Here is an 8,853-nt window from a genome sequence, read left to right on the forward strand (position 1 = left end):
GGAGACGGGAGGACAGCATGCCGGCAGAGATGGTACACCCGCCCGTGTCGCGGCGCCTCCGGCCGCGGACGGTCTGACGCGTGCTCTCACGGCTTTCCCTCCGGTCCAAGCAACGAAGACGCCGATCATGACGCTTCATTCCACCATCGATCCCTCGTCCGCCGATTTCGCGCGCAACGCCGAGGCGATGCGCGCGCCGGTCGCGGACCTCAAGGCCAGGCTCGCGCAGGTCGCCGAGGGCGGCGGCGAGGCCTCGCGCAAGCGGCATCTGTCGCGCGGCAAGATGCTGGCGCGGCAGCGCGTCGACCTGCTGCTCGATCCCGGCACCGCCTTCCTGGAGCTGTCGCCGCTGGCGGCGCATGGGCTCTATGGCGGCGACGTACACTCGGCCAGCATCGTCACCGGCATCGGCCGTATCGCGGGGCGCGAATGCGTCGTCGTCGCCAATGACGCCACCATCAAGGGCGGCACCTACTACCCGATGACGGTCAAGAAGCATCTGCGCGCCCAGGACATCGCGCGGCAGAACAATCTGCCCTGCGTGTACATGGTCGATTCCGGCGGTGCGTTCCTGCCGCTGCAGGACGAGATCTTCCCGGACGAGCGGCATTTCGGCCGTATCTTCTACAACCAGGCGCAGATGTCGGCGCAGGGCATTCCGCAGCTTGCGATCGTGATGGGCTCGTGCACGGCAGGCGGCGCCTATGTGCCGGCGATGTCGGACGAGAGCATCATCGTGCGCAATCAGGGCACGATCTTCCTCGGCGGTCCGCCGCTGGTGAAGGCAGCGACCGGCGAGGTCGTCAGCGCCGAGGAGCTCGGCGGCGCCGATGTGCATTCGCGCCAGTCCGGCGTCACCGATCACTACGCGCAGAACGATGCCCATGCGATCGGCATCGCGCGCCGCATCGTCGGCACCTTGAAACCGCCGGGCGCGCGCACGGTGCTGAACATGCGCGAGGTCCACGAGCCGCGCTATGCCGCGGAGGAGATCTATGGCGTGGTTCCTGTCGATGGCCGCAAGCCGTTCGACGTGCGCGACATCATTGCGCGTGTGGTCGACGGCTCGGAGTTCGACGAGTTCAAGAAGCTCTACGGCCAGACCCTGGTGTGCGGCTTCGCGCACATCTTCGGTTATCCCGTCGGCATCATCGCCAACAACGGCATCCTGTTCAGCGAGAGCTCGCTGAAGGGCGCGCACTTCATCGAGCTGTGCTGCCAGCGCAACATTCCGCTGGTGTTCCTGCAGAACATCACCGGCTTCATGGTCGGCAAGAAATACGAGGCCGGCGGCATCGCCCGTGATGGCGCCAAGCTGGTGACGGCGGTCGCGACCGCGTCGGTGCCGAAGTTCACGATCGTGATCGGCGGCTCCTACGGCGCCGGCAATTACGGCATGTGCGGCCGCGCCTATGCGCCGCGCTTCCTGTGGATGTGGCCGAATGCGCGTATCTCCGTGATGGGCGGCGAGCAGGCGGCGATGGTGCTGAGCCAGGTCCGCCGCGACGGCATCGAGGCCAAGGGCGAGAGCTGGCCAGCCGAGGAGGAAGAGAAATTTCGCAGCCCCATCCGCGCGCAATACGAGGCGCAGGGCAATCCGTACTACGCGACCGCGCGGCTGTGGGATGACGGCGTGATCGATCCCGCCGACACCCGCCTCGTGCTCGGACTCGGATTGTCCGCTGCCGCCAATGCCCCGGTCGAGCCGACCAGGTTCGGCCTGTTCAGGATGTGATCATGGCTCGTCCCGGATTGTATCGTCGTTTCCGCAAGCTCCTGATCGCCAACCGCGGCGAGATCGCCGTGCGCGTCATCCGCACGGCGCGCGCGATGGGATTGAAGACCGTCGCGGTGTATTCCGAGGCCGACCGCAACGCGCTGCATGTCGCCCTCGCCGACGAGGCCGTGCTGCTCGGGCCCGCGCGCGCCCGCGACTCCTATCTCAACATCGAGCGGCTGATCGAGGCCGCCAAGCAGACCGGCGCCGAGGCGGTGCATCCCGGCTACGGCTTCCTGTCGGAGAGCGCGGAGTTCGCGCAGGCCTGTCTCGACGCCGGGCTGGTGTTCGTCGGCCCGACCGCGGCGATGATCACCGCGATGGGCTCGAAGTCCGGCTCGAAGTTCCTGATGGAGCAGGCCGGCGTGCCGCTCGTGCCGGGCTATCACGGCGAGGCGCAGGACGAGGCGACGCTCGCCAACGAGGCGGCACGGATCGGCTATCCCGTGCTGATCAAGGCGTCCGCCGGCGGCGGCGGCCGCGGCATGCGCGTGGTCCAGGCGGCCGCGGATCTCGCCGACGCCGTCACCAGCGCCAAGCGCGAGGCGAAGGCGGCCTTCAGCGATGACCGCGTGTTGATCGAGAAATACGTCCAGAACCCGCGCCATATCGAGGTGCAGATCATCGGGGACAGCCACGGCAATCTGGTCTCGCTGTTCGAGCGCGAATGCACCCTGCAGCGCCGGCATCAGAAGGTGATCGAGGAGGCTCCGTCGCCGACGCTGTCACCGGCGCAGCGGGAGACGGTGTGCGCGGCGGCACGGCGCGCGGCCGGCGCCGTCAACTATGTCGGGGCCGGTACGATCGAGTTCGTGTCCGACGGGCGCGACGTGTTCTTCATCGAGATGAACACGCGCCTGCAGGTCGAGCATCCCGTCACCGAGCTGATCACCGGCGTCGATCTCGTCGAATGGCAGCTGCGCGTCGCGTTCGGTGAGCAACTTCCGCTGACCCAGGACCAGATCAAACTCAATGGTCACGCCATCGAGGCGCGCGTCTACGCCGAGAATCCGGCGAAGAACTTCATGCCCTCGGTCGGGACCATCAAAACTTGGCGGACGCCGGCGGAGACCGGCGGTCTGCGCATCGACGCCGGCTATCGCGCGGGGGATGCCGTCTCGCCTTATTACGACGCGATGCTCGCCAAGATGATCGCCTGGGCGCCGACGCGCGAGGTTGCGATCGAGCGGCTCAACCGCGGGCTCGAGGACACCGATGTTCGCGGCATCGTCAGCAACATTCCGTTTCTGTCGGCGCTGCTGACGCATCCGGATGTCCAGGCCAATGCGATCGACACCGGCTTCATCGAGCGTCATTTGTCGCTGCTCACGCAATCGGGCGCAACGGCTGGCGATGTCGAGTTGTGCGCCGCGGTCGCGGCCATTCTGATCGACGAGCAGGCTGCGGCGGCGAATGAGCAGGGCTCGCCGTGGCGGTCCTCCGGGTGGATGCCGGTGGGCCTGCGGCAGCGGGTGTTCTCGTTCCGCCAGGGCGCGGGAGCAGAGCCGCAGACGGTGACGCTGGCCTATGGTCCGAGCGTGCAGACCGTGACGATCGATGGCCGGGTCACATCGTTCTCGGCCATTCCGACCGAAGATGGCGGCTTCGACCTTGTGCGCGACGGCCTCAAGTCCCATGTGGTGGCCGTGATCGAAGGACACGAGCTTTACCTTCGCACCCGCAATGGCCGGTTCGACCTGCATTGGATCGATCCGTTCGGCGGCGATGACGAGGAGCAGGGTGGCGAGGACAAGATCGTCGCGCCCTTGCCGGGCACCGTGGTGGCCTTGCTGGCGCAGGAGGGGGCCGTGCTGGAGAAGGGCGCGGCGATCCTGACGCTGGAGGTGATGAAGATGGAGCAGACCTTGCGCGCGCCGTTCGCGGGTGTGCTCAAGGCGATCAAGTGCAAGGTCGGCGACATCGTGCAGGAAGGCGTCGAACTGGCGGAAGTCGAACCCTCCGCCTGATCCTCCAACTCCAAGAGGGCAGCATGAGCGAGAGCGTGCGCATCATCGAAATGGGCCCGCGCGACGGCCTGCAGAACGAGAAGACCTCCGTCAGCGTCGCCGACCGCATCGCCTTCGTCCGCGCGCTGGTCGACGCTGGCCTGACGACCGTCGAGGTCGGTGCCTTCGTCTCGCCCAAGGCGATCCCGCAGATGGTCGGATCCGACGAGGTGATGCGCAGCGTCGCCGCGCTGCCGGGCGAGTTCCACGTGCTCGTGCCCAACGTGAAGGGCTATGAGGCTGCTCATGCCGCCGGCGCCAAGGTGATCTCGGTGTTCACGGCGGCGTCCGAGAGCTTCTCCCGCGCCAACATCAACTGTTCGATCGAAGAGTCGCTGGAGCGCTTCAAGCCGGTCGTGGCGCATGCCAAGACCGACGGCATCAAGGTGCGTGGCTACGTCTCCTGCGTGCTCGGCTGTCCCTATGAGGGCGAGATCAAGCCGCAGGCGGTCGCCGACGTTGCCAAGGCGCTGTGGGATCTCGGCTGCTACGAGGTCTCGCTCGGCGACACGATCGGGGTCGGCACGCCCGTAAAGGCCAAGCAGATGCTGCGCGCGGTCTGCGACGACGTGCCGGTGTCGCATCTGGCGATGCATTTCCACGACACCTATGGCCAGGCGCTCGCCAACCTCTATGCCGGGATGGAGGAGGGCGTCCGCGTCATCGACGCCGCCGCCGGTGGCCTTGGCGGCTGCCCGTTCGCGCCGGGCGCGACCGGCAATGTCGCGACCGAGGATGTCGTCTACATGCTCGACGGCATGGGCATTCGCACCGGCGTCGATATGACCAAGCTCTTGGCAGCCACCAACGAGATCAGCCGGCTGCTTGGCCGCCCGCCGGTCAGCCGTGTCGCGGCGGCGCTGAATGCGAAGAACAGGCGGGTAGCGAATGGCGAGTAGCGAATGGTGCAGGTCCCGCTCGCTTCTCGATTCGTTACTTCCTATTCGCCATTCGCCGCCGCGCTAGCGGCTCAGATCCGGGCCCATCACGAGGTCCGGCAGGCCGGTCGAGATCTGCGGCACGAAGCAGAGCAGCAGAACGGCCGCCATCATCAGGAGCACGAACGGCAGCGTGCCCCAGATCACGTCGCGCAGGGGGATGTCCGGCGCGACGTTGCGGATGACGAAGATGTTCAGGCCGACCGGCGGATGGATCAGGCCCATCTCCATCACGATGGTCATGACGACGCCGAACCAGATGATGTCGAAATTCGCCGCGCGCAGCGGCGGCAGGATGATCGGTGCGGTCATCAGGATGATCGACACCGGCGGCAGGAAGAAGCCGAGCACGACCACCATCAACAGGATCGCGAACAGCAGCTCCCAGCGCGGCAGGTGCATCGCGACGATGGATTCGGCGACGGACTGCGAGATGTGCAGATAGCTCATCACGTAGGAGTAGAGCAGCGACATGCCGATGATCAGCATCAGCATGGTCGACTCGCGCAAGGTGGCTCGCATGATCGGCGCGAGATCCCTTGGGCTCCAGACCCGGTAGATGATCGCGATCAGCACTAGCGCCAGGATGCCGCCGAGGCCGGCCGTCTCCGACGGGGTGGCGAAGCCGCCATAGAGCGCGACCATCACGCCGGTCAGCAGCAGCACGAACGGGATCACGCGCGGCAGCACCGAGAAGCGCTGCGCCATGGTGAAATCGTCCTTGGTCAGGATGTCCGACCACGCCCCCGATTTCTCATAGGCCAGCTTGGCGGACGCATATTCCTGGCGGAAGCGCAGCACGGCATAGGCGCCGAACAGCGTGACCAGCAGCAAGCCAGGGCCGATGCCGGCCAGGAACAGCCGCCCCAGCGACTTCTCGGCGGCGATCGCGAACAGGATCATCGTGATCGAGGGCGGCAGCAGGATGCCGAGCGTACCGCCGGCGGCGATGATCCCGGCCGCGAAGCCGCCGGAATAGCCGCGCTTGCGCATCTCGGGTATGCCGGCCGAGCCGATCGCCGAGCAGGTCGCGGGTGACGAGCCGGCCATCGCCGCGAACAGCGCGCAGGCGAACACGTTGGCGACGCCGAGACCGCCGGGCACGCGATGCAGCCAGGCATGCAGCGCCGAGTAGAGATCCTGGCCGGCGCGGGAGCGGCCGATCGCGGCGCCCTTGAGGATGAACAGGGGGATCGACAGCAGCGTGATCGACGCCATTTCCTCGTAGACGTTCTGCGTCACCGTATCGAGCGAGGCGGTCGGCATGTAGATCGCCATGAACACGACGGCGACGGCGCCGAGCGCGAAGGCGATCGGCATGCCCGCGAACATCGCGAACAGGGTGGCGACCCCGTAGGCGACACCAATTCCAAACACGCTCATCGACGCGCTCCGGTGAGCGGCGCCAGGATCTGCAGCAGCATCTGAACGCACAGCAACGTCATGCCGGCGGCCATCAGGCCGTAGGGGATGGCGAGTGGCGGCGACCACATCGAATTGGAGACCTGGCCGTCCTCGAACGCCTCATGGGTCAGGGTCCAGGACTTCCAGGTGAAGAAGGCACAGAACAGGAAGCTGGCGACGTCGACCAGCCAGAGCCGGATCTTGTTGGCCATCGGCGACATCAGGCCGACAAACGCCTCGATGCTGACGTGGCCGCGATGCTCCTGGACATAGGAGGCGGTCATGAAGGTTGCGCCGACCAGCAGGAACACGGCCGCCTCGTCCTGCCAGTAGTTGGCGGCCTTGAACAGCGCGCGGCCGGCGACGCTGTAGCTGAGGATGACGCAGGCCGCGACCAGGGCGATCGCGGCGAAAACGACGATGATGCTGTTGAGAGCCGAGATCACACGCTGAATCGGCGCCAGCGGTCCGCTGGCGCCGGGGGACGGTGATGCCTCGCTATCGGAGACGGGCGCGTGCATCAATCAGGCCGCGACGTCGGACGCGAGCTTCAGCAGCTTGGCGCAGTTTGCGGACTTTGCACCATAGTCCTTCCACGCGGTGTCACGGGCAATGTCGCGCCACTTGTTGACGGTGTCGAGGTCGAGCTCGGTGACCTTCGCGCCGGCCTTCTCGTAGACCTTGGCGACCTCGATGTCGTCCTCCTGCGCGCCCTTGCGCCCGAACGCCTCGAGCTCCGCGCCGACGGTCAGGAGGATGTCCTGCTGGTTCTTCGGCAGCTTGTCGAAGCTCGCCTTCGACATCATCAGCGGCTCAAGCATGAACCAGTACGACGCCTTGGCACCGGAGGTCAGCGCCTTGGCGACCTCCTCCAGGCGGAACGAGATCAGGCTGGTCGACGACGTGAGGCCGGCATCGCAGGCGCCGGTCTGCATCGCCGTGTAGATTTCGTTGGAGGGAACGGACAGCACCGACGCGCCGGCGGTCTGCAGCACCATGTCCATCTCGCGCGAGCCGCCGCGCACCTTCATGCCCTTGGCATCCTCGGGGGTCACCAGCGCGCGCGACCGGCTCGCGACGCCGCCGGCCTGCCAGATCCAGGTCAGCAGGATGATGCCCTTGTCGGCCAGGAAGTCGCTGAGTGCCTTGCCGACCGGCTCGTTCTTCCAGCGCAGGCCCTGGTTGTAGGTGGTGACGAGGCCCGGCATCAGGCCGATGTTGGTCTCAGGCACTTCGCCGCCGGCGTAGGGCATCGGATATAGGCTGATGTCGAGCGCGCCTTTTCGCATCGCCGAGAATTGCGCCACGGTCTTGATGAGCGACGAGTTCGGATAGATCTCGGCCGCGATCTCGCCGCCCGAGCGCTTCGAGACCTCGTCCGCGAAGACCCGGCAGAGCCGGTCGCGGAAGTCGCCCTTGTCGACGGTTCCGCCGGGGAATTGGTGGGAGATCTTCAGCGTCGTTGCAGCATGGGCCGTGCCGATTCCGAAGCGCAGGATGGCGGGCGCGGCGAGCGCGGAGGCGATGACGTGACGGCGTGAGAGCATGAGATTTCCCCTGGACAACTTCTGATTGGGTTCCCGACCACGGTTCGCTGGCATTACCGATACGAGCCAAACTGCCGGATGTACCTCTAGCCGAACTCGACGGTCCGTTCGAGGTCAAATGCAGGGGAGGCGACATATTGCTGCGGCGCAAATGTCGGCCTCTGGGTCCCTTGCAGCGGTTGTACTAACACCGGTTTGCCGGGGCGAAATTGTGTCGACCTTCCAAACACCGGAGAACTCGATTCAAAATTGATCGGCGAAAATAAATTCGCCGGTCCGTAACAACCGTGTTGCTGGAAACGTCGAGGTCAAGGAGCGGCGCATCGATCGCCGTCCAACCCCGCACCTCGAAGGAGCGACCATCATGATCTCTCGCAACCGCCTCATCCTCGCCGTCTCCGCCACCGCTCTCGCCTTCAATGTCGCGCTCGCGCCGGTGGCGTTCGCCGAGGACAAGATGGGCAAGGACGACGGGATGAAGAAAGACTCGATGTCCCACGACGGCATGAAGAAGGACGCGATGGGCAAGGACGGCATGAAGAAGGATACGATGTCCAAGGACGGGATGAAGAAGGACGACGGCATGATGAAGAAGTGAGGCGCGTCGGCTCCAGCGCCGCTTCGGTCGCGGCGCCGCCGGGGCCGTAAGCCTCTTCGCGTCACGACCATCGACGGCGCCAGGGCGGCAAACCGCCATGGCGCCGCTCCATCACGTCACTACTTCTTCTTGCCGCGGGCCTTGCGCGCGGCGTAGCGCGCGTCGCGCTTGGCCTTCTGCTCGGCCTCGAGCTCCGCCGCGCGGGCGGCAGCTTCTTCCGCCTCGCGGGCGAGCCGCGCCGCCTCGGCGGCCTTCGCCTCTTCCTCGAGCCGCTTCTGCTCGGCCTTGGCGGCCTCGCGCTCGAGCCGCAGCTGTTCCCGGCGTGCCGCCGCCGCCTCGCGCTCCTGCCGTCGCTTCACGACTTCGGGATCGTCCGGCCCGGGCTGCGCCTTGAACTTCTGCAAGATGCTCTGTCGTGCCTGCTGCGCGGCCTTTTGCCGATCGGCAAAACCGGGTTCCTTGAATCCTCTCATGGAGACGTCGTCACTTCGCTACTGGTGTGGTCTGATCTGTGTGATTCGGTGCGGGGCTGTACGCGCCGCCCAGCCATTCCTCCACGGTGCCGTGAACACGAACGAAGGCT

8 protein-coding genes are annotated in these 8,853 nt (G+C 66.2%); 4 read left to right on the forward strand and 4 right to left on the reverse strand.

Features of this window, described 5'->3' with window-relative positions; translation table 11 throughout:
• The first annotated feature begins 127 nt into the window (after window positions 1–127).
• From BRAS3809_RS16780 to BRAS3809_RS16790, 3 genes are read left to right on the forward strand one after another with little or no spacing between them, the layout of a single operon-like run.
• Window positions 128–1,735, forward strand: a complete 1,608-nt coding sequence (locus BRAS3809_RS16780) for a carboxyl transferase domain-containing protein (protein WP_008963300.1) — start codon at window positions 128–130, stop codon at window positions 1,733–1,735.
• A gap of 2 nt (window positions 1,736–1,737) precedes the next feature.
• Entirely contained in the window at window positions 1,738–3,744 is a 2,007-nt protein-coding gene (locus BRAS3809_RS16785) for an acetyl-CoA carboxylase biotin carboxylase subunit (RefSeq protein WP_008963301.1), read from the forward strand.
• 23 nt (window positions 3,745–3,767) lie between these two features.
• The gene (locus tag BRAS3809_RS16790; RefSeq protein ID WP_008963302.1) at window positions 3,768–4,682 is read left to right on the forward strand and encodes a hydroxymethylglutaryl-CoA lyase; all 915 of its coding nucleotides are present in this window, start codon (window positions 3,768–3,770) and stop codon (window positions 4,680–4,682) included.
• Window positions 4,683–4,745: 63 nt separating this feature from the next.
• Here the strand turns inward: BRAS3809_RS16790 and BRAS3809_RS16795 are convergent, their stop codons facing one another.
• From BRAS3809_RS16795 to BRAS3809_RS16805, 3 genes are read right to left on the reverse strand one after another with little or no spacing between them, the layout of a single operon-like run.
• Window positions 4,746–6,104, reverse strand: coding sequence for a TRAP transporter large permease (locus BRAS3809_RS16795; RefSeq protein WP_008963303.1), 1,359 nt, complete (start codon window positions 6,102–6,104; stop codon window positions 4,746–4,748).
• Window positions 6,101–6,646, reverse strand: coding sequence for a TRAP transporter small permease (locus BRAS3809_RS16800; RefSeq protein WP_008963304.1), 546 nt, complete (start codon window positions 6,644–6,646; stop codon window positions 6,101–6,103). Before BRAS3809_RS16800 ends, BRAS3809_RS16795 begins: the two co-directional genes overlap by 4 nt.
• A 3-nt stretch (window positions 6,647–6,649) precedes the next feature.
• Complete coding sequence (locus BRAS3809_RS16805; RefSeq protein WP_008963305.1) at window positions 6,650–7,672, reverse strand: TRAP transporter substrate-binding protein; 1,023 nt, start codon at window positions 7,670–7,672, stop codon at window positions 6,650–6,652.
• 364 nt (window positions 7,673–8,036) lie between these two features.
• On the opposite strand from BRAS3809_RS16805, the gene BRAS3809_RS16810 reads away from it, so the two are divergent.
• Window positions 8,037–8,270 (forward strand): pentapeptide MXKDX repeat protein, encoded by a 234-nt coding sequence (locus BRAS3809_RS16810; RefSeq protein ID WP_008963306.1) that lies wholly within the window; start codon window positions 8,037–8,039, stop codon window positions 8,268–8,270.
• A 119-nt stretch (window positions 8,271–8,389) separates the two neighbouring features.
• On the opposite strand, the gene BRAS3809_RS16815 is transcribed toward BRAS3809_RS16810, so the two are convergent.
• Window positions 8,390–8,743, reverse strand: a complete 354-nt coding sequence (locus tag BRAS3809_RS16815; RefSeq protein WP_008963307.1) for a DUF6481 family protein — start codon at window positions 8,741–8,743, stop codon at window positions 8,390–8,392.
• Between the last annotated feature and the right edge of the window lie 110 nt (window positions 8,744–8,853).

This window comes from Bradyrhizobium sp. STM 3809 (genome assembly GCF_000239795.1).
Classification (GTDB): Bacteria; Pseudomonadota; Alphaproteobacteria; order Rhizobiales; family Xanthobacteraceae; genus Bradyrhizobium.

Excerpts from the sequence above, each read along its gene's own strand:
- BRAS3809_RS16780 (WP_008963300.1), top strand. The coding sequence starts at position 128 with ATGACGCTTCATTCCACCATCGATCCCTCGTCCGCCGATTTCGCGCGC.
- BRAS3809_RS16785 (WP_008963301.1), top strand. The coding sequence starts at position 1,738 with ATGGCTCGTCCCGGATTGTATCGTCGTTTCCGCAAGCTCCTGATCGCC.
- BRAS3809_RS16790 (WP_008963302.1), top strand. The coding sequence starts at position 3,768 with ATGAGCGAGAGCGTGCGCATCATCGAAATGGGCCCGCGCGACGGCCTG.
- BRAS3809_RS16795 (WP_008963303.1), bottom strand. The coding sequence starts at position 6,104 with ATGAGCGTGTTTGGAATTGGTGTCGCCTACGGGGTCGCCACCCTGTTC.
- BRAS3809_RS16800 (WP_008963304.1), bottom strand. The coding sequence starts at position 6,646 with ATGCACGCGCCCGTCTCCGATAGCGAGGCATCACCGTCCCCCGGCGCC.
- BRAS3809_RS16805 (WP_008963305.1), bottom strand. The coding sequence starts at position 7,672 with ATGCTCTCACGCCGTCACGTCATCGCCTCCGCGCTCGCCGCGCCCGCC.
- BRAS3809_RS16810 (WP_008963306.1), top strand. The coding sequence starts at position 8,037 with ATGATCTCTCGCAACCGCCTCATCCTCGCCGTCTCCGCCACCGCTCTC.
- BRAS3809_RS16815 (WP_008963307.1), bottom strand. The coding sequence starts at position 8,743 with ATGAGAGGATTCAAGGAACCCGGTTTTGCCGATCGGCAAAAGGCCGCG.